The sequence below is a fragment of the Terriglobales bacterium genome, from assembly GCA_035561515.1.
GTDB lineage: Bacteria > Acidobacteriota > Terriglobia > Terriglobales > Acidobacteriaceae > DATMXP01.
The window spans coordinates 111,195-137,522 of the sequence record DATMXP010000039.1; the positions used below are offsets into that span (position 1 = coordinate 111,195).

Sequence of the window (26,328 nt, forward strand, 5' to 3'; positions counted from 1 at the left end):
CCTTGGGCGTGACGGCGCTCACACCATCCGCGCTCACCCGTAGTGGCGTGTTTCGTATCACCCGAGGAAGTGAGATGGCTCACAGCCCCGTGAGGCATGGATTCGGAACAATGACATTGGTCCTAAATGGGCCCGAGGGGCTGGATGCGTGTTCTTCCCGCTTCGGTCTTATATCGGTGTTATTTACGCGCCGCCCCTCAGTTTGGTTTTAGGAACTGCTGGGAGTCATAATGCGAACCGCCAAGGTCTTATCTGTCTTTATCCTGTTGTTTGCGATCGGCGCCTTTGCCAAGGAGAAGCCCGCGCCGCAGGATAAAACTGCGGAATGTCTGTCCTGCCACAGCGATGCAAGCCTCGCGAAAGATGTGGACGGCAAGCCGGTCAGCCTGCACGTAGACGAAGGAAAATTCAAGAACTCGCTCCATGGCAGCATGTTTGGTTGTACCGACTGCCACACCGACGTGAAGGGTTTTCCGCACGATCCGGCGCCGGCGAAGGTCGACTGCTCCACCTGTCACGCTGATCAGGTCGCAGGCTATAAGGCGAGCGTACACGGGGAAGCTCTAGCGAAAGGCAACAAGCAGGCGGCCACGTGCGTTTCGTGTCACGGAAGCCTGCATGAAGTGGTTCCTGCGAGCGACCCGAAGTCTCCGGTCGCGCACCAGAACATCCCCAAGACCTGCGGCACCTGTCACGGCCAGAAGTTCGTGATGGAATCCAGCGGACGATCGAGCGCGCCGTTCTTCTCTTACGAAGAGAGCGTACACGGTAAGGCGGTTTCGGCTGGCTCCGGCAAGGCTGCGGTTTGCACTGACTGCCATGGAGCTCATGAAGTCCTGAACGCTGCGAATCCCAAGAGTTCCATCTTCAAGTTCAACGTTCCAAACACGTGCGGTAAGTGTCACGAAAATGTGAAGACGGAGTTCATGGGCAGCATCCACGGACAGGCGATCACGAAGGGCGTTTCTTCGTCGCCCGTTTGTACGGATTGCCACGGAATTCACGGCATCAAATCGCACATCGATCCGAATTCTTCGGTGTCGGCACAGAACCTCGCACGCACCACCTGCGCAAAGTGCCACGAAGGCGTGAGACTGTCGGAAGATTTCGGCATTGCCGGCGGACGCGCGAGTTCCTACAACGCGAGCTACCACGGACTTGCCTCGAAGATGGGATCCAAGACGGCCGCCAATTGCGCAAGCTGCCACGGGGTCCACAACATTCTGCCGTCTTCCGACCCGAAATCCACTATCGCCCAGGCCAACCTGACTGCGACGTGCGGACAATGCCATCCCGGCGCGGGCGATAACTTCGTAAAAGGAAAGATTCACATCCAGGCTCCGCTTTCGGCGGATGTCGGCAGCATCGCCGTGAACTGGACGAGGCGAATCTATCTTGGGTTCATCTTCGGAACGATCGGCTTCATGCTTCTGCACAACGTACTGATCTGGCGGAAGAAGGCGGCCGCGAAGCGTAAGGATCCTCGCCGAATTGTCGTCCGAATGGAGAAAGAACAGCGCATTCAGCACCTTATTCTTCTGGTTTCGTTTATCACGCTGGTGATCACCGGATTCGCGCTGAAGTATCCGGAATCGATGTTCTCACGCGCGTTACTGATGGGCGAATTCGTGCGGAGCTGGGTACACCGTATTGCGGGTACCACGCTGATTCTGGTCTCCGTCTATCACGTCTTTTATCTGGCAGCGAAAAAGAGCGGCCGGCAAATGATGATGGATATGCTACCGGTCCCGAAGGACGCAACTGACATCGTCGAGAATTTGCGTTACTACCTCGGACTGGGCGGCAAGCCGGCGCACTTCCACCGCTTTACCTATGGCGAAAAGATGGAGTATTGGGCACTGGTCTGGGGCACGTTCGTGATGGCCTCCACTGGCCTGATGCTTTGGTTCAAGGTCGGCTTCGGCAACCTCGTGCCGCGGTGGTGGCTTGACGTTGCGACCGCGATCCACTTTTACGAGGCAATTCTGGCGACGCTCGCCATTGTGGTCTGGCACTTCTATCAGGTCATCTTCGATCCGGATGTCTATCCGATGAACTGGGCCTGGTACGACGGAAAGATGTCGGTGGAGCTCTACAGCCACGAGCACTCGCTTGATCAGGACACGATTGTTGCGTCGGTCGGCAAGGCTGCCGAGCACGCCGAAGGCGACGGCGAAGCTGTGATCGCCAGCGACTCCAAGACGGGAAAATCGGATGCCGCACACAACTAGGCTAGCTGCCGCCTTTCGGCGGATTACCGGATATTTCTGGTTCCGGGCATTGCTCGTACTCGTGCTGGTGGGCGTGTCATTCGCATTCCTGGTGACACGTTCCGCCGCGAGTCCAAAACCCGCCCCGGCAAACGAACAGAACGACACCTGCCTTGCGTGTCATGGAGAGAAGTCCATGACGACGAAGCATGGTTCGCGGACTGTCTCTTTGTTTGTGGACAACAAGAGGTTCGGCGGATCGGTACATGGATCCCTGAACTGTACATCGTGCCACGCTGACCTTGAAGGACAAGACCTGCCGCATGGCACTCCTAAAAAGGTCGTTTGCGGGACTTGCCATAGCAGCGAACAGGAACTGCACCAGAAGTCGCTTCATGGGAAGGCGATTGCGCGGGGCAGCACATTGGCTCCGCGCTGTGTGGACTGTCACGGGAATCACGAAATCTACCCGGTCAAAGATGCGCGGTCTTCCGTTGCGCCGTTAAAGGTTCCATTCCTCTGCGGAAAGTGCCACCGGGAAGGAACGGCGGTCCAGGCCAATCCAAATATCAGCCAGCACAACATCATCGAGAACTACTCCGAGAGTATTCACGGTGAAGCGCTGTTGAAAAAGGGGTTGTCGGTTGCGCCGAACTGCGCGTCGTGTCACACGCCTCACTCGATCCTGCCGCATACCGATCCAGGGTCTTCCATCGCGCGCAGGAACATCGCCAAGACCTGTACCAAGTGTCACTCGCAAATCGAACAGGTACACCGGAAAGTGATCCGCGGCGAACTGTGGGAGAAAGAATCGCACGTACTACCGGCGTGCGTGGATTGTCACCAGCCACACAAGATCCGCAACGTCTTCTACGAGCAGGGTATGGCGGACGCAGATTGTATGCGCTGCCACTCAAATCAGGGACTCAAATCAAAAGACGGACGTTCCATGTTCGTCAAAGCCCAGGAAGTCGCAGGCTCCCGGCACGCCAAAGTTGCGTGCAGCCAATGCCACTCGGAAGTGAACGCTTCGCGAGTACGCGCCTGCGAGACCATCACCAAGAAAGTGGACTGCAGCAAATGCCACGAAGAAGTTGGGCAACAATACCAGCGCAGTAAGCACGGCCAACTCTTTGCGGCACAGGACAGCAACGCCCCCACATGCCGGGAGTGTCACGGCACGCATGGAATTCTCGGCAAGCGTAATCCTGACTCAGCGACGTTCCCGACTAACGTTCCACAGCTTTGCGGCAAATGTCACCGTGAGGGCGCCAAGGCTGCGGTGCGCTATACCGGCGAACAGCGCGAGATCATTCAGCACTACTCGGAGAGTATTCACGGCAAAGGTCTGTTGAAGAGCGGCCTAACGGTCACGGCTACCTGCACCAACTGTCACACGGCACACCGTGAACTGCCGAAGTCTGACCCTGAATCGACCGTCAACCCGAAGAACGTCCCCTCGACTTGCGGCCAGTGCCACCACGGGATCGAAGAGCAGTTCGTCAACAGCGTGCACTCGGCGAGTGTTACCAAGACGGACAAGAAACTGCCGGTTTGCTCCGATTGCCACACAGCGCACTCGATCAATCGAGCTGACCAGGACAAGTTCAAGCTCGAGATCATGGGGAAATGCGGCCAGTGTCACGAGGAAATTGCGAAGACGTACTTTGACACTTATCACGGCAAGGTTTCGCGGCTTGGCTACACCAAGACGGCGAAGTGCTACGACTGCCACGGCGCGCACGACATCCTGAGGATCGCCGATCCAAACTCGCACCTGAGTCGTGCGAATGTGGTGAAGACATGCCAGAAGTGCCACACTGGCGCCACTCGCCGGTTTGCCGGATACCTGACGCACGCTACTCACCACGATCCGAAGAAGTACCCGTTCCTTTTCTGGGCGTTCTGGGGCATGACTGCACTGCTGGTATCCACGTTCGTTATCGGCGGCGCGCACACCCTGCTCTGGCTGCCGAAAGCACTACAGATGAGGCGCGAACTCAAGGCGCAGGAGAAAAACGGCAATAGCGGCGAAACCGCAGAGAATACTGATCCGAACGCGAAACCGGGTGGAGAGGCCCAATAGTATGTCGAATGGTTCCATGGCAACTGCGGTAGGAACTGCGCCAGAGGTGAAGGCGAGCGACAGCCACCGTGAATTTGTCCGTTTCACGCGCAAGAATCGCGCGCTTCATGGATGCATGGTGGTCAGCTTTATCACCCTGGCGCTGACCGGGATGTCGCTGAAGTTCTCCTATACCGGCTGGGCGGTCATGCTGTCGCGAATTCTGGGCGGTTTCGAAACGGCCGGCTTCATTCATCGTTTCGCCGCTGTCATCATGTTCGGAACTTTCATCACCCACCTTGTCGATCTGTACCGGATGAAAAAAGAGAACAACAGGACCTGGATCCAGATGATCTTTGGCGCGCAAAGCATGCTCCCGAACGGGCAGGATCTGCGCGAGTTTATCGCCACCATGAAGTGGTTCCTGAACATGGGCCCGCGTCCACAGTACGGACGCTGGACATACTGGGAGAAGTTCGATTATTTCGCGGTGTTCTGGGGCATCTTTATTATCGGATCGACGGGGCTAACGCTGTGGTTCCCCATTCTGTTTACGAGGATACTGCCGGGTTCGTTCATCAACGTTGCGACCATCATCCACAGCGACGAGGCCCTGCTGGCGACTGGTTTCATTTTCACGGTGCACTTCTTCAATACGCACCTGCGCCCCGAGAAATTCCCCATGGACACCACCATCTTCACGGGGCGGATGACGCTTGCCGAACTGAAGCGCGACAAGCCGCGTGAGTATGAAGAACTGGTAGCATCCGGCAAACTGGAAGAGCACCTTGCGGAGGCGCATCCGGAGATCGTAGTGAAGGCGTTCCGGGCATTTGCCTGGACTGCGCTGTCCATCGGATTCAGTATCGTTATCTGGATCATCTACTCGATGTTGTTTGCATACCGCTAAGCCGCTTGCAAAGCAGCAGGTGATGACGGTGGCAGAGCACACCGGGTTGTGATTAAGGTCACCCCCGGATGTGCGCACTTCGCGCTACCTTCGGAATTGAATTCTGATTACAGACGAATTACCCTGACGACCCATAGAGGCCGCAGGATAGCGAACACGGGAGAGTGGGAATGTCAGAGAACCCGGAAGTACAGGGACCCGAATCCGCCGCTGTAAATACTCCGCCACCATTGACCCGGAACTTGATCAGTCTTCTGGGCATGGCGATTGCATTGGTCGCTGCCGCGAACATCGCATTTCTGGTGTTCCTGGACTTCATGGCGCAGAGCCCCAGTCCTTACATTGGGATCTTCGCCTACATGTTGATGCCCGGGCTGATGATATTTGGCCTGTTGCTGATTCCGGTCGGCATGCTGATCGAACGCAGCCGGCGCCGTAAACGCGCGCCCAGTGTCATCCCTAAGTTTCCGCGAATCGACCTGAACAACCCCAAGCAGCGCGCTAGTTTTGCGGCGGTCGTGACCTTTTCGGTGGTCTTCATAGCGATTAGTGCGGCTGGTAGTTACCGGGCCTACGAGTTCACGGATTCTGTGCAGTTCTGCGGCCAACTCTGCCACGAGGTGATGAAGCCGGAGTTTGTTGCTTACCAGCAGTCCCCTCATGCGCGAGTCGCATGCGTGGAGTGCCACGTGGGTGCGGGCGCCGGTTGGTATGTGAAGTCGAAACTGTCCGGTGCGTATCAGCTATATGCGGTGGCGTTTAACAAGTTCCCGCGGCCGATTCCCACACCCGTCGCGAATCTGCGCCCGGCACCCGAGACGTGCGAGCAGTGCCATTGGCCGAAGAAGTTCCATGGCGCACAGTTGAAGGAATTTACGCATTACGGTAATGACGAAAAGAACACGCCGCGCCAGATCCAGATGCTGATCAAGACTGGCGGTGGCGATCCTTCGATGGGCGCAACTTCGGGCATTCACTGGCACATGAATATCAACAACGAGATCACCTACGTGTCGACCGATGCGCAGCGCCAGGTGATCCCATGGGTGCAGGCGAAGGACAGGCTAACGGGTAAGACCACGATTTACTCAGTCAAGGATGTGAGCCAGGAAGAGATCGCAAAAGGAAATTCGCGTCGTATGGACTGTGTAGATTGCCACAATCGTCCGACGCATATTTACGTACCGCCCGATCGGTCTGTGGATAACGCCCTTGTTGCTGGACGTTTGGATGTGAGCCTCCCGTATATCAAGCAGCAGGCTGTAACAGTATTGACGGGCTCATACAAGACGAACGACGAGGCTGTTCGAGCTATCCAAACAGAACTGGAGAAGTTCTATACGGAGAAGTATCCGGACATCTGGAAGTCGCGGCAGGGTGCAGTTCGCGCCGCTATCAGCGAAGTACAGCGTATCTACGAAACGACGATCTTCCCCGAAATGAAGGTTGACTGGCGGGTTCATCCAAACAACGTCGGGCACTTCTACTCATCCGGATGCTTTAGATGCCATGACGGCAACCACGTGAGCGCGGAAGGAAAGGTCATCACCAAGGACTGCAACGTCTGCCACACGATCATGGCCCAGATGGAGAGCGGCAAGCAGTTGATTCAAGTTGCGGAAGGCGCGAAGTTCACGCATCCAGTGGACCTTGGCGACCTGGGCGCGGTGAATTGTGCCGACTGCCACACCGGCGGAGTCGGGCCGTAAAGCTCATGTTTGCTTTTGTTTAGGCGGCCTACGGGCCGCCTTTTTCTGTGCGTGAGTGATCTCACTCCAGCTTGTGATACAAGTCACGGCCCCTATGTTCACCGTTTTTCTACCCTGAGTCTGACGGGGAAGAACACCCGCACCGCGCAAGCGGATATAGGAGAGCAGGATGCAAGCCGAAGCTACTAAAACCAGCAAAAAACCGGATCCGGAGCAGTTCAAACCCAGACTTATCTTCTGGGAAGTCACGAAGGGATGTAACCTGCGCTGTATCCATTGCCGCGCGACAGCCACAGAGCTGGCTTCGCCAATGGACCTCCCCACAGGCCGAGCTATCGAGATCATCAAGCAGATCGCCGATTTCGCAAACCCGATCCTGGTGCTGAGCGGCGGCGAGCCTCTGTATCGTGCCGACATCTTCGACCTTGCCGCGTTTGCCACTCAGCGCGGAATCCGTGTAGCTCTGGCGACGAACGGCACCTTGGTTACGAAGGACGTGGCCAGAAAAATCAAAGACTCGGGCGTGAAGCGCGTGTCGATCAGTCTGGACGGCGCCGATGCAATGACGCATGACACTTTCCGCGGAATCCCCGGCGCGTTTGATGCGGCGATCTACGGCATGAAGAACCTGCAAGAGCTGGGCATGTCCGTCCAGATCAACATGACGATCGCAAAGCATAATGCTAAGCAATTGCCTGCGGTGGTCGAATTGGCGCGCCGTCTCGGCGCAGATGCCCTGCACACCTTCCTGCTCGTCCCGGTGGGGTGCGGAGTCGATATCGCGGAAGAGCAGATGGTGTCGCCGCAAGAGTACGAGCAGATGTTGAACTGGTTCTACGACCAGTCGAAGCTCGGCGATCTGGAACTGAAGGCCACCTGTGCTCCGCATTACTTCCGCGTAGTCCGGCAGCGTCGTGCGCAGGAACGCCGTGAAGCAGTCGCGGCCGGCAGTATGACGTACGGCGGAGGTCACGCTCCCGAGATTGGTCCGTCGGATATGACTATGCCCGGGTCGAATGCAGTTGTGCTTAAGCCGAAGGGTCACCATACCGGACACCCCACAGGCCATCCCGGCGGAGATCCTGCGATGAGTGCAATGACGAAGGGCTGCCTCGCCGGAACCGGCGTCTGCTTCATTTCGCATGAAGGAGAAATCTTCCCGTGCGGCTACCTGCCCGTGCTTGCCGGAGATTTGAAGAAGCAGCCATTCTCGGAAATTTGGAACAACTCGGTGGTATTCGAGCAGCTGCGCGATACTGGCAATCTGAAGGGAAAATGCGGTTGCTGCGAGTTCCGCAACGTCTGCATGGGCTGCCGGGCACGCGCCTTCGCCGCTACCGGCGACATGCTTGATCCCGAACCGTTCTGCATTTATGAGCCCAAGATGAGTCCTGCCACAAGCAAGGCCTGAGCTTCAGGCCGTTTCGGCACCGCACCAGATTTGCTGGGTCTGGTGCGGATTTTTTCTTTTTGGGGCGAGCCTCGTACAATGTTCGTCGATGCCGACAGCCAAGCCGATCAACGCAATCGAAACCCTTCGTAAAGTTGCCATCTTCGCCGACCTATCAGAAGCAGAGCTCCAGTTCCTGGCAGAACGCGCCGTGCCGCGCGATTACAAGGCTGGCGAGCTCGCCTTTTCGGAAGGCCAGCCATGCGCCGGACTGTTCATCGTGGAAACGGGCAAGCTGCGCATCTTCAAGAGTTCACCTAGCGGACGCGAGCAGGTTTTGTCGATGGAAGGACCCGGTGCCTCCGTCGCGGAATTGCCCGTGTTTGACGGCGGCAATTATCCGGCTTCGACCTCGGCCGCCGTGGATACGCGCGTGCTGTTCGTCAGCAAACAGGATTTCTACTCTCTCTGCCTGGTACATCCAAAGGTCGCCTTAAAGGTGTTGAAAGTCGTTGGCGCTAGACTTCGACGCCTGGTCGGAATCATCGAGGAACTTTCGTTCACGACAGTCCGGTCGCGACTGGTTTCCTTCCTCTTGCGCTTGGCTAAAGAAGGCAAGAAGACCGCGCGTGGCACGGAGGCTTCATTGCCGGCCAGTAACCAGGAGTTGGCATCGCATATCGGAACGGTTAGGGAACTGGTGTCGCGCAACCTGAGCCGCCTTCAAGCCGAAGGGCTGGTCATGGTTGAAGGTAAGACCCTGATCGTTCCCAGCCTGGCAAAGCTCGAGGCTGAGCTCGAGGGCAGCGAATAGCCCGTCCCTCGTGACTTTTGTCACGCTCCCGTGAGAAAAAATATCGTATTCCGACAGGTTCGTGACAAAAGTCATGGGCCTGCCTTCCATATCCCCGTACATTCCTGATTGAACACTGACGCACGAAAGTCAGCGTCAGACCTCCTGATTGCGCCTCACCGGCGCTTGTGGGATCCGCCGGTGAGAGCGGTTTTTCAGTAACGGAGAAAAATCAGATGTACGACGTTTCCAAAACCGTCCGTGAATTTGCGTTAGAAGTGCCGCAGGCGACCCGGGTATTCGAAAAGCTCGGAATCGACTACTGCTGCGGGGGTGGCAAAACTCTTTCCGACGCGTGTGACCAGGCAAAAATCCCGGTCGATGAAGTACTCCGCCGCCTGAGCGAGCGTGGCGCGCAGCCTGCGGGCGACGCGAACTGGACGCAGGCAACGCTCAGTGACCTGATCGATCACATCGTGACCAGGCACCACGGCTACGTTAAACAGGAACTGCCTCGACTGGAACAACTACTGAACAAGGTGGCCACCAAACACGGGGAACGGCATCCCGAACTGAACGAGATCAAACCCATTTTTGCGCGCCTCAGTGATGAACTCACCTCACACATGATGAAGGAAGAGAACATCCTGTTTCCGTACATCAAGCAACTGGAAGGTTCGGCCACCGACTCGGGACGCGTGCGCGCGCCGATGTTTGGCACTGTGCGCAACCCCATCCACATGATGGAGATCGAGCACGACTCGGCCGGCGATTGCCTGGCAGAGATGCGCGAACTCAGTTCCGGCTACCAGGCGCCTGAGGAAGGCTGCTTCAGCTACAAGACGCTGTACCAGGCTCTCGCGGACTTCGAACTCGACCTGCATCAGCACATCCACCTCGAAAACAACATTCTCTTCCCTCGCGCGATCGCGATCGAGGCGGGACAGTAACAGGTCGAGGGAGCCGATGAACGCATTTCCTACACGCATTGAAAACGCCGCCGGACGCGAGATGTCGCCGACCGAAATCTTCGCCATCTCGCGCCAGCAGGAGATCGGCCTTTCACGGATGCTGACCGCATACATCAGCGTGGGGCTTGCGTTCATGCTGCTGCCGGGAACCTTCCTGGGCGTCTGGAACCTTTTCTCCATCAGTGGACACTCTTCGAAGATTGACCCCGCCTGGATGCAGGCGCACGGTCACGCCCAGATCTTCGGATGGGTGGCCACGTTCATCCTCGGGATCGGGTTCTACTCGATTCCGAAACTGCGCGGGAGCGGACCATTTGCGCTCTCCAAGCCTTGGTTGGCTCTCGCGCTCTGGGTGAGCGGAGTTGGACTGAGGTGGTTCACGAACGTGTATGGCTGGAACTGGCGAATTGCATTGCCAGTTTCGGCTGTGTTGGAGATCGCAGCCTTCCTCGTCTTCTTCCGTGCTGTTTCGGGTCATCGCCCCGAAAAGAAGGAGGGAGGAGAAAAGCCGAGACTCGCAGCCTGGACTCTTGTGGTCATGATGGGGACTCTCGGCTTCCTTGCGACCCTTGCGGCGAATATGTACGGTGCGTTCGCGACGGCGTCGCGGGCAAGTTCGCCCGCCTTCGAACACCACTTCGACCAGAAGTTTCTCGTGCTGGTCGCCTGGGGATTCCTTGCAACCACCGTTTGGGGTTTCACTGCCCGGTGGATTCCAACTTTCATCGGGCTCGCCGCTCCCCGCAGCCGGGCACTACTGACGGCTGCGGCTATCAATCTACTTGGCGTGCTGTTCGCCTTCTTTGGAATGTTCCGTCCAGCGTCGATATTGGCGCTAGCTGGGGCAATCATTGCGGTCTACGCGCTTCGCATCTTCGAGCCCAGTATTCAACCAGCAAAACTGAATGGAGTCCATCCAACCCTGCCGATCTTCATCCGGTCAGCCTACGGATGGCTGCTGGTAGCGGCGTCGTTGGCAATCTGGGCGGCGTTTGACGGTGACCGTTCAGGCGGCATCGGCGGCGCCGGACGTCATGCGATGACCGTGGGATTCATCTCGATGATGATCTTCGCGGTCGGCCAGCGAGTTCTGCCGGCGTTTTCGGGAATGCGGCTTCTGTTCAGCAAGCGACTGATGTTCCTTTCCATGCTGCTGGCATCCGTGGGATGCACCGCACGCGTGGTTTCTGAAGTTCTTGCCTATCCCGGCTACGTAGCCGCGGCGTGGCATTGCCTGCCAATCTCCGCGGTCATTGAGTTGACCGCCTTTGCTTTATTTGCACTTAACCTGTTTGTTACCTTCATGCGCCGGCCTGTAGTGAAGCCGGCCACCCTGTACAGCATTACTGCTCGGAATTCATCCATCGCCTAGGAGCGAAAGTCATGGAATATCGCAAATATTGGGTCGCCCTGATCGTAGTACTGGTGGCATCGTTCACCGTACTCGGCATGGTGGGCTATCAGGCAATCAGCACCGCACCGCCAATCGCACAGGTTGCGACCACAGACGGCCAGGTGCTCTTCAGCGGAGAAACGATCCGCGACGGACAGAATGCATGGCAATCCATCGGTGGACAGGAAATCGGGTCCATTTTTGGACACGGCGCATATGTCGCTCCCGACTGGACGGCCGACTATCTACATCGGGAATCGGTCTACATCCTCGATACGTGGGCCCGTGAAACAGGTGCAAAGGATTACGCATCCGCCAACGCAGAAGTGAAGGGTGCCTTACAGGCTCGCTTGCAGCAAGTGATGCGCACCAATACCTACAACCAGGCAACGAACACGATTACAATTCCGCCGATCCGAGCCGCTGCCTTCGAAGAATTGCAGAAGCACTATGCGGATGTGTTCTCCAACGGACGTCACGAGTATGCGATTCCGCAGGGCGCCCTCACGGACGCGACGAAACTTCGCGATATGAGCGCGTTCTTCTTCTGGACTTCGTGGGCCGCTTCGACAAATCGGCCGGGACAAGAGATCAGCTATACGCAGAACTGGCCGCACGAGGAACTGGTGGGCAACCGTCCCACCGGCAGTGCGATTTCATGGAGTGTAGTGAGCGTGATCCTGCTGCTGGCTGGAATCGGCGGCATGGTGTGGTATCAGTCTTCACGCGAACACAAACCGGTGAATGAGCCTATTCCGGTGAGCGATCCGCTACTCGGCTTCAATCCCACTCCTTCGCAGAAGGCGACGATCAAGTACTTCTTCGTCGTCGCGGCGTTGTGGGTGGTACAGATCATTTTAGGCGCCGTCGTCGCCCATTACGGGGTGGAAGGCCAGGGCTTCTACGGAATTCCTCTTGCGAAGTGGTTGCCATATTCGATTGCTCGCACTTGGCACCTCCAGATCGGCATTTTCTGGATTGCTACTTCGTGGCTCGCAACCGGACTCTACATCGTTCCCGCTGTCAGCAACCGGGAGCCCAAACTGCAACGCGCAGGCGTGAATGCGTTGTTCGTAGCGCTGGTGCTGGTTGTGGTCGGGTCGCTCGCGGGTGAGTGGCTGGGTATCCAGCAGAAGCTCGGTAACCTGTGGTTCTGGTTCGGCTCGCAGGGATACGAATACGTTGACCTTGGCAGAGTGTGGCAGATCCTGTTGTTCGTCGGTCTCGTCTTCTGGCTGTTCCTGATGTACCGCGGTCTGAAGCCTGCACTGCAAAAGCGCGACGAAAGCCGTTCGCTGCTCTTGCTGTTCCTCGTTTCCGCCATTGCCATTCCGGTGTTCTACGCGGCCGGCCTGATGTACGGCCAGCGCAGCCACATCGTGACCACCGAGTTCTGGCGCTGGTGGGTAGTGCACCTCTGGGTGGAAGGTTTCTTTGAAGTCTTCGCCACGGTGGTGATTGGATTCCTGTTCACCCGCCTGAAACTGTTGTCGATACCGTCCGCCACACGTGCAGTGATGTTCTCGACGATCGTGTTCCTCGCGGGAGGCATCATCGGCACCTTCCATCACCTGTACTTCACGGGTGCTTCCAACGCCGTGCTGGCACTGGGCGCCGTCTTCAGCGCTCTGGAAGTGGTTCCGCTCTGCCTCATCGGCGTCGAAGCGTGGGAGAACATCCGGCTAGCTCGCGGAACGCAGAAGGCGCAATGGGTTACCTCCTATAAGTGGCCCATCTACTTCTTCGTTGCGGTGGCCTTCTGGAATTTCGTGGGCGCCGGCCTGTTCGGCTTCATGATCAACCCGCCCGTGGCGCTCTACTACGTGCAGGGCCTGAACACGACGCCGGTTCACGGACACACCGCGCTGTTCGGCGTGTACGGCATGCTCGGTTTGGGCCTGATGCTGTTCAGCCTGCGCGCAATGCGTCCGGGACTAGCCTGGAAAGAGAAGCCGGTGGCGGTGGCCTTCTGGTTCATCAATATCGGGCTCGCTCTGATGGTCCTGCTTAGCCTGCTGCCGATCGGCCTGATGCAGGCGTGGGCGTCGGTGCAGCACGGCACGTGGTATGCGCGGTCCGCCGAGTTCATGCAGATGCCGATTCTCCAGAACCTACGCTGGGCCAGGGCTTTGGGCGACACGCTGTTCGCGCTCGGAGCCATGGTGCTGGGCTGGTTCGTGCTCGGCCTGGTGACCGGTCATTCGTTCGACCGGAAAGCAGCGTCGCAGAAGGCAGATCTGGCCGTCGAACCGGTTCGTACCATGGGCGACTAGTACCGTTCCCCGTAACCAGGGCGCACCTTCGGGTGCGCCTTGTCTTTTGTGCACTAGATGCCTGTGACCGCAATCACAGGCATAATGTTCGTAGGGATACGACAATATCCCCAGGATGAAACGCTTCGCTACAAGACTGCTGGGATTGCTTCTGGTGCTTTCCGTAACTGGGTGGACCCAGACGGTTTGTCCCATGATGCTGTTCCCGCCGGCAGCGAAAGGCGAGGCGCGACACGTTCCGGCAGCAAAGAGCACTGGACATGAGTGTTGTCACGGTGCGAAGTCGACTACGGACACCGAATCCGCAAAGATGTCAGCGTGTGCTCCGGGCATGGACTGCTGCTCGATCGAGCGTCAACCCGCGAGTTCTCCAAAAGCACCAAGTGCAGCGCCCCTATTGGCAGTTTTAGGTCGCCTCGATATCCCCCCGCATCAGAGCGACCAGGGTCCCTTGCTTGTGCAGGATCAAAGCGAAGGCGCGCTTCGCCATGTTCTTGTGCTGAAAGAAGACCTTCGAATCTAGTCTCGTTTCCTTCCTGCGAAAGCTTACAGATACGAAGTGAACCGTTCTAAGAGACAGAAAAGGAAATGAGGAAATCATGAAATCTAAAATTCAAGTTCTAATCGTTACGCTTGTTTTCGCCATCACCATGTGGGCGCAGAATGCCGCTCCCACTGCACCAGCCGACCATTCGCAACATCAGGCGAAGGCCTCGTGCTGTAAGGACGGCGCCTCTTGTTGCAAGGAAGGCGCTTCGTGCTGCGGAAAAGAGTCTGCTGAGGGATGCTGCAAGGACGGCAAGTGCTCGAAGGAAGGCGCTGCCAACATGAGTTGCTGCAAAGGCGGAGCGAAATCCTGTGCCAAGATGGCAAAAGCCGACAGCAAAGACGCGAAGGGCTGCTGTGGTGGCAAGATGTGCCAGCGCAACAAACCCGCGAAGAGCTAACTTTGCGCAATTTGGACGAGGCCTCGGAGCAGATCCGGGGCCTTTTTCTTTCCGTTGCTGCTATATAGTAAGTAGCGAGTGGGGGAACGTATGAGTCATCAGGTCACCATGGTCCGCGAGTGGGATGCCGACCAGTTCCATGCCAAGGTTCTGGAATTGGAGCAAAAGGGCTGGCAGTCACGCCACGAAAGCTACAAGGTCACACCCGAGATGAACCCGGAAACAGGCATCGTTTCGCACGTGCACAGCATTGAACTAACCAAGGACTGAAAACACATCATGTCCGAAGCGGCATCCAATTCAGGATGCCGAAGGCTCCGGTCCAAACTGCCGCACCGCTCGTACCGCCGCGTCCGACACTCACCTCATTAAGGGAAGCTGCCGCGGGGTGTAAGGCTTGTCCGCTTTGGAAGACGGGGACCCAGACCGTTTTCGGCGAGGGTGCTTCGCGCGCACGCGTTCTATTCGTCGGTGAACAACCGGGAGACAAGGAAGATCTGGCAGGGAAGCCTTTCGTCGGACCGGCCGGGAAACTGCTCGACAAAGCTCTGGAGGCAGCGGGAATCGACCGCCGTGACGTGTATGTCACGAACGCAGTCAAGCACTTCAAATGGGAGCCACGCGGAAAACGCCGCATCCACAAGAAACCTAACCAACTGGAAATCACGGCTTGTCGTCCGTGGCTTGACGCGGAAGTTTCGGTCGTGAAACCCGAGGTCATTGTGTGTCTCGGCGCCACGGCTGCTCAGAGTCTACTCGGAAAAACTTTCAAGGTTACGGAGAGGCGTGGCGAATTGATTCCTCACGATAAGGTGCCGTATATCGTTGCGACGGTGCATCCGTCATCGATTCTGAGAGCCCCGGATGAAGATAAGAGACATGACGAAATGGCGCGCTTTATCGATGACATGAGGAAGGTCCGTTCCGCGCTGGACCGCAACCTCAAGCGCGCGGCGTAGTTAGTCTCGTGGGGCGAAGTATCCCTTTCGACACTCAACCCGTAGTTTCGGGTTTCTGGAATTCAAACTCAGCGTGCGATAACGGCCGTCGGACTGGAATTCAGCGGGCTTGTAAGCCAGTACGTACTGGCTTCTCAGTGCCTGCTCAACCTTCTTGAATGCGCGAGCCACCTCCTCGTCACGGTACGCGGAGAGCAACTCGCCCCCGGTGAATCGGCTAAGCAGAGCGAGCACAGCTTCACCTTGCGTGTACTCCGTGCTGTCGTTGGAGCTGAGTGCATAGATCGGCGCTTCGGCGCGCAGCGCCGCTTCCTGGGCGTCGCGCATGATGGCGTGGTCTCCGTTGCTGACACCATCACTGATCAACACGATTATGTTTCGGGTACCGAGCTCAGGCTGTTTACGCAGTTGTTCGCTCGCGAAGACAACGGCGTCGTAGAGCGCCGTATCGCCTTCGACCTTGAGGTTCTGCAGAGCATTCGTCAACTTTTTGAGGTCGTTCGTGAAGCCTTGCTCCAAGTGTGGCTTCTGGTTGAAGCCAACCACCATCGCTTTATCTACCGCTGGTCGAAGAATCTTCTTGAAGAAGGCGTTCGCGGCTTCCTTCTCGAACTTGAAACGGTAATTGACCGAACCGCTGATATCGATCAACAGCACAACGCGCAAGCTCTCCTGTTCGAACGTGTGGATTCGCTCCGGAGGTCGATGGTCATCAAGCACCTCGAAGTCATGCATCGTGAGATTGCTTATAAAGCGGCCCTTGCGGTCCACGACTGTAAAGAGAAGCTGGACCTCGTCGACGCGCTTCTTGTATGTAAACGAATCTTCCGTGAAGGCTTCAGTATTGTTAAGTGCCGCAATGCTCGGCTGTGGCGGGACTTGGCCACGGAGTTCGAGACCAGGCATAACCGTGATCGATATGCAGGCGATCAGGGCAAATCGCAACGTGCGCGTCCAATTCGAAACGGACACAGCATCCTCCAAAAGAGAAATCGGAGGCCCAATGCTGAGATTGGAACCGGCACCCCGCCGGCTCACCCCAAGAGTGGAGAGATTCTAGCTTGATTCAAGGATTGTGGCTAGGTGCTGTCCTGTGAGCTTCGCTGAAGTTTGGCACTACTCGAAGGCTTAGCTTGCGCCGGTGCTGGCGAGTGCATTGTTGGGCGCGGCTGGATACTCGCCTTCCCACTTGGCGACGACCACCGTCGCCAGACAGTTGCCGATCACGTTCACCGTGGTGCGGGCCATGTCCATCAGTTGATCAATTCCCAGCAGAATGAACACGGGCTCGGTTGGAAGGCCGAATGAACCTACTGTTCCGAGCAGGATGATGATCGACGCTCGCGACACGCCGGCGGTGCCCTTGCTTGTCAACATAAGTGTCAGCAGCAAAAGGAGTTGCTGGCCGAAACTCAGGTGAATTCCGGCGACCTGGGCGACGAAGATGGCGCCCAAGGACTGGTACAGGCTGGAGCCATCAAGGTTGAAACTGTAGCCCGTCGGCATGACGAACGCGACGATCTTTCGCGGTACGCCAATTCCTTCCATCGCCTCCATGGCACGTGGAAGAGCCGCCTCCGAACTGCTGGTCCCGAAGGCGATGGAGGCCGGTTCGGCGACCGCCTTCGCGAATTTTCGGATGGGCACCCGGAACCAGAACGCAATCGGCAAAAGCACACCGAAGATGAAGATGATAAGCGCGATGTAGAGAGTCGCAAGCAGCTTGGCGAGATTAACAAGCACGCCTAGGCCAGTGTGACCAACTGTGTAGGCGATGGCAGCGCCTACACCAAAAGGTGCAAACAGCATCACGATGTTCGTGAACTTGAACATCACCTCGGCAAGGCTGTCGGTGAACGCCAGCATCGGACGCCGCTTGTCCTCACGTACCATCGCCAGGCCGATGCCGAAGATGATGGCAAACACCACAACCTGGAGCACCTGTCCTTCGGCAACGGACTTCGCGAGATTCTCCGGGAAGATGTGCAGGATGATTTCCGAAGCGGTGTGTTTAGTGGTTGGTAAAGTTTCGGAGGCGATCTGCGGTAGCTGAACCCCGACCCCAGCTTTACTGATATTGATGGCAGCCAGGCCGATGAACAGGGCAATAGTGGTAACGACTTCGAAATAGATGATCGCCTTAATGCCCATGCGACCGACCTTCTTCAGGTCGGCGTGTCCGGCGATGCCGCTCACGAGCGTTGCGAAGAGAAGAGGCGCAATGATCGTCTTGATCAGCTGGAGGAAAATTTGCGAGAGCACGCGCAGGTTGGTCGCGATACCGGGCCAGTCATGGCCGATTTCCGCGCCCACGAACATGCTGACCACGATCCATGTAGTCAGATTGCGGCGAACTACGCCATACGCAATGAAGGTCGCGAGAAAAACCCAGCGGGCGGCGAACAGGACGGAGTGGGGCAGCGCCAGTAGTCCGAGATACGTTGCGCTCTGCAACAGTCCCGCTAAGGCTAGTGTGGCTAAGGCGGCGAACAGGAGTTGCCGTTTCATGTCACCGTTCTGAAGATGGATTCTAAGAACGCTACCGCAGCAAATCTTCCAACTCGACTCCGCGATCGGTCTTCTCGTCGCGATATTTCACGATCACCGGCGCATACAGCGAAAGCCCCCATTCCTGGCCTTTGCCTTTGGAAACGGCACGCGAGCCGGGAACCACCACCGCACCCTCTGGCACCACCAGGCACTGATCGTGTGAGGAGCGGTAGATTTCACCTTTTATCAGATCGAACAACGGTGTTGACCGTGTAAGAACCGTTCCGGCGCCCAGCACAGCGCGAGCCCGGACCTGCGTGCCTTCGTAGACGCCGCAGTTCCCGCCGATCAGTACGTCATCCTCAATCACGACCGGCGAAGCATTGATCGGCTCGAGCACGCCGCCGACCTGCGCCGCCGCGCTGATATGAACTCGTTTTCCGACTTGCGCGCATGAACCCACAAGCGCGTGCGAATCCACCAGGGTGCCTTCATCCACATACGCCCCCACGTTGATGTACATGGGCGGCATGCAGATCACCGAGGGCGCCACGTAAGCGCCTTCACGTACTGACGACCCGCCGGGGACAATGCGAATCCTGTCTTCGATACGGAACTGGCGAACGGGAAAAGTGTCCTTATCGACAAACGACAGATCTTCGCATCCCATCTCCATCAGTTCGCCGATCCGGAAGCCCAGGAGGATTCCTTGCTTTACCCAGATGTTGACGCGCCATTCGCCGTCCACTTTTTCGGCAGCACGAATTTCGCCTTTGCTCAGGGCGTCGCGGAAGTCTCCAAAGACGCCACGAGCTCCCGAGACGTTACGTGCCTCCGGCCCAAGGGCATACAGCCGTTCGATTCCTGCCTGCAGTGGATGCATTCAGCTCAGTATAAATGCTCCCCTTAACTCTCACCGACAGTTTTTCGCCGGCGGATTCCATCCATCGCCGTAGCAGCTTGCATCCTAAAAACCGTGGATTCCTTATCTCCCATCCTGCGGCGGACTCTTGTCTTGGTGGCCCATCCTGACGACGAGGCAGTTGGTTGCGGTCTGCTGTTGCAGCAGATGACAGACCCGATCGTCATTTTCGCAACGGATGGAGCACCGCGAGCGCAGTTCTTCTGGAGGGACCACGAGTCTAGAGAAAGCTATGCCAGGCTCCGGGCGCAGGAAGCTCGAAGCGCACTTGCTTGCGTGGGTGTTGAGCATTTCCATTTCCTGCATGATGCGAATGTCGTCGCCGACCAGGAACTCTTCCTCAATCTTGAATGTGCCTTTGGGGCATTGGCTCGGGTCATCGAGACCGAACTGCCGGATGCCATCCTCACGCTTGCATACGAAGGTGGCCATCCCGACCACGACGCCTGCAGTTTCCTGGCAGCGGCAGCGGGTGTGAAGTTCGAATTACCGATCTGGGAAATGCCTCTGTATCACCGTAGAAACGGAAGCTTGGAGCGTCAATCGTTTCTAGCGGGAGAAGGCATCCAGGTCCTGGCTACGGCCGACACAGTCGCAAGGAAGCAGGCGATGTTTGCCGAGTATGCGTCGCAGGCGCAGGTTCTTTGCGATTTCGCTTGTGAAACTGAAGTCGTCCGCCCGGCCCCTATCTACGATTTTTCGCGGAACCCGCACGACGGAGAATTGAACTACGAAGCCTGGCAATGGCCGATGCGAGGTGAAGACCTGTGCCGGGCCTTTGAGAAATTCCTGCATCCATCAGAAACAATCGTGAGAAAGCGTGAATGGCGTACCGCAGCCTGAGAAGACCAAGCGATTCCGTGCATCCGCGCCGAATTCTATACGTTGCCTATCCGTTGTTGCCCGTCAGCCACGAAAGCTGCGGCGGCGCCGAGCAGATGTTATCGGTGTTGGAAGATGAGATGGCTCGCCGAGGGCACTACACATCAGTCGCTGCCTGCGCAGGTTCGCAGGCGCGCGGCAGCGTAATGGTGACGGGTGCCGAAACCGTAGAACCGGACCGCTTTTCCACGCGCAATGCCGAACATCACGCCCGCATCCTCGAGTTCTTGAACTCCCCGCAGCATCACGCGCTGCCGTTCGATCTCATCCACGACAAAAGCGGCAGCTTCTGGCCTCGTGCCGCGGAATCCGAAATTCCGGTGCTGGCGACCCTTCATCTGCCTCGGCATTTCTATTCCGAAGAGGTATTCCGCAAAGTCCCAAAGAACGTGATGTTCAACTGCGTCTCTGCTGCACAGTACCGCAGTTTCCAAAATGTTCTGCACGTCATCGGGGTAATCGAGAATGGAATCCATGTTCACCGCTTTCCGTTTATTACCGAGAAACAGGATTACCTGCTTTGGCTGGGAAGAGTCTGCGAGGAGAAAGGACCACACCTCGCGATCGAGGTGGCGCGCCGAACTGGCCTTCCGCTGGTGATGGCGGGGCAGGTGTATCCGTTCTCGTATCACCAGACGTTTTACAACGCGAAGATCAGGCCGCACCTCGCCAGCCTGCATCCGACTATTTCATTCCGGGAGACTCCCACATTCCAGACGAAAGCGCGCCTGCTCAGCCGAGCACGCGCGTTGCTTGTACCCAGCCTGGTGAACGAAACTTCGTCGCTGGTTGCCATGGAAGCCATGGTATGCGGCACTCCGGTCATTGGTTTCCGACGGGGCGCATTGCCGGAAGTGGTAATAGATCGACTGACTGGCTTCATCGTGGACGACGTGGACCAAATGGTGGAAGCGGTCTGGAATGCCGATCAGATCAACGCGCACGCGTGCCGAACGCACGTAGAGTCGAATTATTCGTCGACGCGCATGGCTGCGCAGTATGAAGAGCTTTACGAGCGAATTCTCGCGAGCCGGGAATCGCCGCGAACTCAGGCCGCCTAGACAGCAACCGCCTTCACCAGACCCAAGTCGCTGGCAATCTTCTGGAGTTTCGCCTTCGTTTCTTTCTTCGCGGGAAGCATGGGCAGACGGTAGTTCTCCTCGACCTTGCCCATCATCGCGAGCACGGCTTTCACCGGAATCGGATTCGATTCCAGGAAGTTCGCCTGCATCAACCCAAGATATTTGCGCTGGATACTTCGAGCTCTATCCCAGTCGTTGGCGAGCGCCGCTCGAGTCATCTCGGCCATTTCTTTCGGTATCTCGTTCGATACCACCGAAATGATTCCGACTCCGCCCAGCGAAATCACCGGCAGCGTGACAGCATCATCTCCGGAAAGAACGGCAAAGTCGGACGGCACTGCGCTGCACACTTCGGCAATCTGGGTAATGCTGCCGCTCGCTTCTTTCACGGCGATGATGTTCTTCATCTCCGCTAGACGTGCAAGCGTGGCCACCTCGATGTTCGCTGCCGTGCGTCCGGGAACGTTGTAAAGCACCAGCGGCTTGTCGACAGCTTCGGCGATAGCCTTGAAATGTTGGTACTGACCTTCCTGGGTCGGCTTGTTGTAATACGGCGAGGCGGTCAGGATGGCATCCACGCTCTTCCGCGATGCGACTTCCTTTGCCTTGGAAACCGCTTCTCTTGTGGAGTTTGAAGTCGCGCCGGCAACAATCGGCACTCGGCCATTCACGACTTCAATTGTGACGTCGATGACATGCAGCCACTCGTCATGCGAGAGCGTGGGTGTTTCACCTGTCGTTCCGCAGGGAACGAGGAAGTCAATCTTCGATGCCACCTGCCATTCGACCAGCGCCCGCAGCGCCTTTTCGTCGATCGAACCATCCGCTTTGAACGGAGTTACCAGTGCAGTGCCGCATCCACGCAGTTTCAACATAGCTACCTCAACTCTCGCCAGACGTCCTTAAAGTCGTAAAACCCACGCTTGTCGTGGATCCACTCCGCTGCCTTGACGGCTCCTTCTGCGAAGCCACGCCGCGACTTCGCCGAATGCGAAAGAAGCAGGGAATCGTTCACAGAGTCTAGCCGGATCTCGTGATCACCGACGATGTTGCCTTCACGAACCGATTCGATCTCCAGCACCTTTCCTGAGCCTGCTTTCAGGACATTGTTGATAGCCACTGCCGTGCCGGAAGGCGCGTCTTTCTTCTGGACGTGATGGCGTTCAATCATGTGGCCCTCGTATCCGAGGTTCAGGGCGGGTGCAACGGCGCGTGCTATTTCGAAAAACAGGTTCACGCCTACTGAAAAATTCGCGCCGAAAACGAAGCCGGTCTCGTATTTCTGCACCAGTTTGCGCACATGCTGCATGTGTTCGTACCAGCCTGTGGTTCCCACAACCATCCGGGTACCCACGCGAACGCAGGCTTCGATGTTGCCCAAAACCGCTGAAGGCGCTGTGAAATCGATAGCGACATCGATATTCGAAAGCGCTTCCGGACGCACCGCCGTACCGCCCACGTTTTCGAATTCGTCTACCGCCCTGACGTTATGTCCGCGCTCGCGTGCGATCTCCTCCACGAGCGATCCGGTCTTTCCACGGCCAAGAACGAGTATGTTCATGCGTATGCGAATACTTCAGGATCAGGATCCGCGAAAAAGATATCGTGCAACTGGCGAACCGCACGAGGGACGTCACTCTCTTCAATCACAAAAGTGATGTTAATCTCCGACGCGCCCTGCGAGATCATCCGGATATTAATGTCGGACACCGCACTGAATACTTTCCCGGCAACACCGGGCGTCTCTCGAAGGTTCTCGCCGACCAGGCAAACGATAGCTTTGCGGCCTTCGTATTTTACGTCGCCCAGCTTTTGCAGGTCGGTAGCAATCGCAGGAATCGCCTCGTTCGAGTCCACTGTCAAGGAGACGCTCACCTCCGAAGTCGAAACCACATCGACAGGGCAACGATGCCGGTCGAAGACTTCAAATATTGACCGCAGAAACCCGTGCGCTCCGAGCATGCGTGTCGCCACGATATCAATGATGGTGATCCGCTTCTTGGCTGCGATCGCTTTGAATGGATTGCGACAGTGTGGTGCTCGCGCGGTAATCACCGTGCCTTCGTTCGAAGGGTTACGTGAATTCAATACCAGCACCGGGATGTTCTTCTGCACCGCCGGCAGCAGCGTCGAAGGATGCAGGACCTTCGCTCCGAAATAGGCCAATTCGGCTGCTTCTTCGAAGCCGATGTTTTTGATCCGCAGTGCGCTTGGACACATGTTGGGATCGGTGGTCTTCATGCCGTCGACGTCGGTCCAGATCTCGATGCGTTCTGCGTCAAGTCCGGCACCTACGATAGCGGCGGAAAAGTCCGAACCACCTCGGCCAATCGTCGTCGGAATGCCGTCTTTTGTGGAGCCGATGAACCCGCCCATCACAGGCACAAAGCCCTTGTCGAGGGCGGGTTTGACGATCTCTTTCAGGCGGTCGTTGATCTCATCGAACTGCGGGACAGCTTTGGTGTAGGTATTGTCCGTCACAATCACCTGGCGTGAATCGATGCGAATCGATTTCATGCCCCTGGCTTCGAATCCGGCGGCCACGATCTTCGCATTCACTCGCTCACCGAAGGACAGTACGTTGTCGGTAGTACGAGGTGTAAGTTCACCAACAGCCGAGATGCCGCGGAGCAGATCGTCCAGACCATTGAAGTCGGCTTCGAGTTCGGCGTGAAGACCGGTAAACGTTGCCGTACCAAGCAATTCGCTGACGGCTTGGTAATGACGTTCCCGTGCAGCGAGGGAAAGCCCGAGGGCTTTTTCCTTGTCCCCCGAACCTGCGGCGTTTGACATCGCGACCAGTTGATCGGTGAACTTCGACATCGCGCTCACCACCACCACAGGCCTGTCGGCCAGCCGCGAAGAGACGATCTTCGCAACACGATCAATTGCAGAAGCACTCTCAACGGAGGTTCCGCCGAATTTCATGACGATCATGTGGGCGATGTCCTAGTCGAGGTATCCCTGGCACTTCAGCAGTTCGGCGTTCAGCAACGCAGCGCCCGCTGCACCGCGAATCGTGTTATGCGACAGCACCGTGAACTTCCAATCAAACAATCCGCACGGGCGCAAGCGGCCTACGCTGGTGGCCATGCCGGCACCGCGATCAAGATCGAAGCGCGGCTGCGGACGATCCGGCGATGCATCGTATACCACCGCCTGTTGTGGAGCCGTCGGCAGCTTCTTTTCCTGTGGAATGGCACTGAACTTGTTCCACGTTGCGATGATTTCTTCCGCCGAGGCTGTCTTCGCAAGCTTTACTGAAACCGATTCCGTATGTCCGTCTTCCACCGCCACGCGGTTGCATTGTGCGCTGATGCCGATCGGCGCCGGCTTGAACGAATATCCGTTCACCGAGCCGAGGAGTTTCAGCGTCTCCTCTTCCATCTTCTCTTCTTCATTTTTGATGAAGGGGATCACGTTTCCAATGATGTCGAGCGAAGCCACGCCCGGATAGCCGGCGCCACTCACGGCCTGCATCGTCACAACGAAAACCTTCTCCAGTCCGAAGGCGAGTTGCAAGGGCTTAAGCGCGATAACGAGGCCGATCGCCGAACAATTCGGATTGGTGACGATGAAACCTTTGGAGTCCTTGAACCACTTCTGTCTCTCCAGCACGCGCACGTGATCGGCGTTCACTTCTGGGATCACTAGCGGAACATCCTCCTGCATGCGGAAAGCGCTGGAATTCGAGACCACAGCGCATCCGGCGGAGGCGAAGGCAGGTTCAATCTCGCGCGCAAAAGCCGCATCCAGCGCGGCAAAGATCACCTTGGGAGCGCCTTCAGGGCTAGCGGAGGAAACAGTCATATCCGCCACCTTGGCCGGAATCGCGGTCTTCAATCTCCACTTCGCTGCCTGCGCGTACGGCAAGCCCGCTGAACGATCCGATGCAGCTAACCAGGCGACTTCAAACCACGGGTGGTTCTCGAGCAGTTGGATGAACCGCTGCCCAACCACACCCGTTGCGCCAAGAATTCCAACAGGTATTTTTCTACTGTGAGTTTCCATTTACAGTCCTACAGTTTTGTTCTGGATTCTATCATTCCGGTAATCCCACTTTTTCTTCCATAAGCAAAACTTTCAGGAGCATTCATTGCAGATTTCGAGGAAGGAGTGTGTCCCGAATTAGTGGCGGGTGGGGGAATGCTGTGAATTTAATGATGCGCGACGGAACGCGCTCGTTGCGCTTCTTCAGAACGATGTCCAGTGAAAGGACGTACGCGCACAAAGTATTCATCGAGCAGAACACCGAGTACAGCTGCGGTCGGAACGGCGATCAGCGCACCGATCATTCCGGCCAGGGATCCGCCGATGAACAGAGCAATGATCACCGCCAGCGGCGGAAGGTCAACGCTCATTTTCATGATCTTCGGCACCAGGATCGCATTTTCAATCTGCTGGTACAGGAAGTAGAAACCGACAACTCCCAGGAACTTCGACCATGAATCCAGGGCTGCGATCGAACTGCTCATGACGAAGGACAAGAACGGACCCGCGAACGGAACTATGTTCAGGACTCCTGCCATCACGCCTAGGAAAAGTGCGTACTTCACGTGCATCAACCAGAACGTGATCCCGGCGGAGACTCCGAGGATCAGCATGAGCAATCCTTGGCCTACCAGCCAGTGCCGGATCCGCTGCTCTGCGCGCAACATGGTCGATCGCAAACGCCCACGTTGCGGCTCACTGAAGAAGGACAGGAACCAGTAGAAGAGGCTCTGGCCGTCGAGGATGAAGTACGCCGTCAGGATCATCCAACTGAAGAGCATGAACAATCCAGTTGCAAGGCCCTTGAAAAGGCCAACTGTTCCTCCCGCGGATTCGCTCAGTTGATTGCCCAGTGCATTCGGATCGAACGTCGGCAGAAGCGGGAATCGATGGAGTTTCTCATTGACCTCAGCGATTCTCTGCGGCAGATACGTGGATGCCGACAACAGATCGTTATACATGGGCGGCACAGCAAAGATCAGGAACGACCCGAATCCGACCGTTGCGATCACGATGATGATCAGGATGGCGGTTACGCGATCCGGCCACCAGTGCCCGATGTGAATTTTGCGGATGGCGTCGATCGCCGGGCTCAGCACCACGGCGAATAGCGCACTGACAAAAATCAGCATTAGTACTTCACGCGCGGCCCATGCAAAACCAAGCAGCACCAACAACCCGATGGTGAAAATGATGTCCGACCGGAGCGAGCGCACCTTGGGCGGGGAACTGTGTTGGTCGTAGTCTGGCATGGAATTGTGCGTGATTGTACTCATAGTTCCCAGCGCTTGGAAATAACGAAAGGGAAAGACCGCAAAAAAGAAAAGCCGGATCGAATCCG

The 26,328-nt window shown here is 57.0% G+C and carries 23 protein-coding genes; 15 read left to right on the forward strand and 8 right to left on the reverse strand.

Going from position 1 to position 26,328, the window contains the following annotated elements; all coding sequences use genetic code 11:
• Window positions 1–230 precede the first annotated feature (230 nt).
• From VN577_17110 to VN577_17170, 13 genes are all read left to right on the forward strand, one after another.
• Entirely contained in the window at window positions 231–2,231 is a 2,001-nt protein-coding gene (locus tag VN577_17110) for a cytochrome b/b6 domain-containing protein (GenBank protein ID HWR16547.1), read from the forward strand.
• Window positions 2,215–4,296 carry a cytochrome c3 family protein gene (locus VN577_17115; protein ID HWR16548.1) on the forward strand — a complete coding sequence of 694 codons (2,082 nt, stop codon included), beginning with the start codon at window positions 2,215–2,217 and terminating at the stop codon, window positions 4,294–4,296. The genes VN577_17110 and VN577_17115 overlap by 17 nt, the downstream gene beginning before the upstream one ends.
• 16 nt (window positions 4,297–4,312) lie before the next feature.
• The gene (locus VN577_17120; GenBank protein ID HWR16549.1) at window positions 4,313–5,185 is read left to right on the forward strand and encodes a hypothetical protein; all 873 of its coding nucleotides are present in this window, start codon (window positions 4,313–4,315) and stop codon (window positions 5,183–5,185) included.
• Window positions 5,186–5,355: 170 nt separating this feature from the next.
• Complete coding sequence (locus VN577_17125; GenBank protein HWR16550.1) at window positions 5,356–6,894, forward strand: NapC/NirT family cytochrome c; 1,539 nt, start codon at window positions 5,356–5,358, stop codon at window positions 6,892–6,894.
• A 169-nt stretch (window positions 6,895–7,063) separates the two neighbouring features.
• On the forward strand, window positions 7,064–8,305 hold the full coding sequence (locus tag VN577_17130) for a radical SAM protein (GenBank protein ID HWR16551.1): 1,242 nt from the start codon (window positions 7,064–7,066) through the stop codon (window positions 8,303–8,305).
• 88 nt (window positions 8,306–8,393) lie between these two features.
• Window positions 8,394–9,098: a Crp/Fnr family transcriptional regulator gene (locus tag VN577_17135; GenBank protein HWR16552.1), complete on the forward strand. Its 705-nt coding sequence runs from the start codon at window positions 8,394–8,396 to the stop codon at window positions 9,096–9,098.
• A gap of 215 nt (window positions 9,099–9,313) precedes the next feature.
• Window positions 9,314–10,027, forward strand: coding sequence for an iron-sulfur cluster repair di-iron protein (gene ric, locus VN577_17140; GenBank protein HWR16553.1), 714 nt, complete (start codon window positions 9,314–9,316; stop codon window positions 10,025–10,027).
• 16 nt (window positions 10,028–10,043) lie between these two features.
• On the forward strand, window positions 10,044–11,420 hold the full coding sequence (locus tag VN577_17145) for an NnrS family protein (protein ID HWR16554.1): 1,377 nt from the start codon (window positions 10,044–10,046) through the stop codon (window positions 11,418–11,420).
• An 11-nt stretch (window positions 11,421–11,431) separates the two neighbouring features.
• Entirely contained in the window at window positions 11,432–13,714 is a 2,283-nt protein-coding gene (locus tag VN577_17150; protein HWR16555.1) for a nitric-oxide reductase large subunit, read from the forward strand.
• A 115-nt stretch (window positions 13,715–13,829) separates the two neighbouring features.
• Window positions 13,830–14,237 carry a hypothetical protein gene (locus VN577_17155; GenBank protein ID HWR16556.1) on the forward strand — a complete coding sequence of 136 codons (408 nt, stop codon included), beginning with the start codon at window positions 13,830–13,832 and terminating at the stop codon, window positions 14,235–14,237.
• 76 nt (window positions 14,238–14,313) lie between these two features.
• Window positions 14,314–14,661, forward strand: a complete 348-nt coding sequence (locus VN577_17160) for a hypothetical protein (GenBank protein HWR16557.1) — start codon at window positions 14,314–14,316, stop codon at window positions 14,659–14,661.
• 90 nt (window positions 14,662–14,751) lie between these two features.
• Complete coding sequence (locus VN577_17165) at window positions 14,752–14,931, forward strand: hypothetical protein (protein ID HWR16558.1); 180 nt, start codon at window positions 14,752–14,754, stop codon at window positions 14,929–14,931.
• Between the two features lie 35 nt (window positions 14,932–14,966).
• Complete coding sequence (locus VN577_17170; GenBank protein HWR16559.1) at window positions 14,967–15,620, forward strand: UdgX family uracil-DNA binding protein; 654 nt, start codon at window positions 14,967–14,969, stop codon at window positions 15,618–15,620.
• On the opposite strand, the gene VN577_17175 is transcribed toward VN577_17170, so the two are convergent.
• The 3 genes from VN577_17175 to VN577_17185 all read right to left on the reverse strand — a co-directional run bounded on the left by VN577_17175 (window position 15,621) and on the right by VN577_17185 (window position 18,993).
• The gene (locus VN577_17175; protein HWR16560.1) at window positions 15,621–16,592 is read right to left on the reverse strand and encodes a VWA domain-containing protein; all 972 of its coding nucleotides are present in this window, start codon (window positions 16,590–16,592) and stop codon (window positions 15,621–15,623) included.
• Window positions 16,593–16,748: 156 nt separating this feature from the next.
• Complete coding sequence (locus VN577_17180; protein ID HWR16561.1) at window positions 16,749–18,128, reverse strand: cation:dicarboxylase symporter family transporter; 1,380 nt, start codon at window positions 18,126–18,128, stop codon at window positions 16,749–16,751.
• A 31-nt stretch (window positions 18,129–18,159) separates the two neighbouring features.
• Window positions 18,160–18,993, reverse strand: a complete 834-nt coding sequence (locus tag VN577_17185; protein ID HWR16562.1) for a 2,3,4,5-tetrahydropyridine-2,6-dicarboxylate N-succinyltransferase — start codon at window positions 18,991–18,993, stop codon at window positions 18,160–18,162.
• A 135-nt stretch (window positions 18,994–19,128) separates the two neighbouring features.
• On the opposite strand from VN577_17185, the gene VN577_17190 reads away from it, so the two are divergent.
• Together VN577_17190 and VN577_17195 are read left to right on the forward strand one after the other, a co-directional pair.
• A complete protein-coding gene (locus VN577_17190; GenBank protein ID HWR16563.1) occupies window positions 19,129–19,875 on the forward strand; it encodes a PIG-L family deacetylase in 747 nt (248 codons plus the stop codon).
• Entirely contained in the window at window positions 19,857–20,975 is a 1,119-nt protein-coding gene (locus VN577_17195; GenBank protein ID HWR16564.1) for a glycosyltransferase, read from the forward strand. Before VN577_17190 ends, VN577_17195 begins: the two co-directional genes overlap by 19 nt.
• Here the strand turns inward: VN577_17195 and dapA are convergent.
• The 5 genes from dapA to VN577_17220 form a co-directional block, all read right to left on the reverse strand.
• Window positions 20,972–21,871: a 4-hydroxy-tetrahydrodipicolinate synthase gene (dapA, locus tag VN577_17200; protein ID HWR16565.1), complete on the reverse strand. Its 900-nt coding sequence runs from the start codon at window positions 21,869–21,871 to the stop codon at window positions 20,972–20,974. The two genes, VN577_17195 and dapA, sit on opposite strands and share 4 nt — an antisense overlap.
• A 2-nt stretch (window positions 21,872–21,873) precedes the next feature.
• Window positions 21,874–22,557 carry a dihydrodipicolinate reductase C-terminal domain-containing protein gene (locus VN577_17205; GenBank protein ID HWR16566.1) on the reverse strand — a complete coding sequence of 228 codons (684 nt, stop codon included), beginning with the start codon at window positions 22,555–22,557 and terminating at the stop codon, window positions 21,874–21,876.
• The gene (lysC, locus tag VN577_17210; protein HWR16567.1) at window positions 22,554–23,933 is read right to left on the reverse strand and encodes a lysine-sensitive aspartokinase 3; all 1,380 of its coding nucleotides are present in this window, start codon (window positions 23,931–23,933) and stop codon (window positions 22,554–22,556) included. Before lysC ends, VN577_17205 begins: the two co-directional genes overlap by 4 nt.
• A gap of 12 nt (window positions 23,934–23,945) precedes the next feature.
• The gene (gene asd, locus VN577_17215) at window positions 23,946–25,007 is read right to left on the reverse strand and encodes an aspartate-semialdehyde dehydrogenase (protein HWR16568.1); all 1,062 of its coding nucleotides are present in this window, start codon (window positions 25,005–25,007) and stop codon (window positions 23,946–23,948) included.
• A gap of 146 nt (window positions 25,008–25,153) precedes the next feature.
• Complete coding sequence (locus tag VN577_17220; GenBank protein ID HWR16569.1) at window positions 25,154–26,263, reverse strand: AI-2E family transporter; 1,110 nt, start codon at window positions 26,261–26,263, stop codon at window positions 25,154–25,156.
• Between the last annotated feature and the right edge of the window lie 65 nt (window positions 26,264–26,328).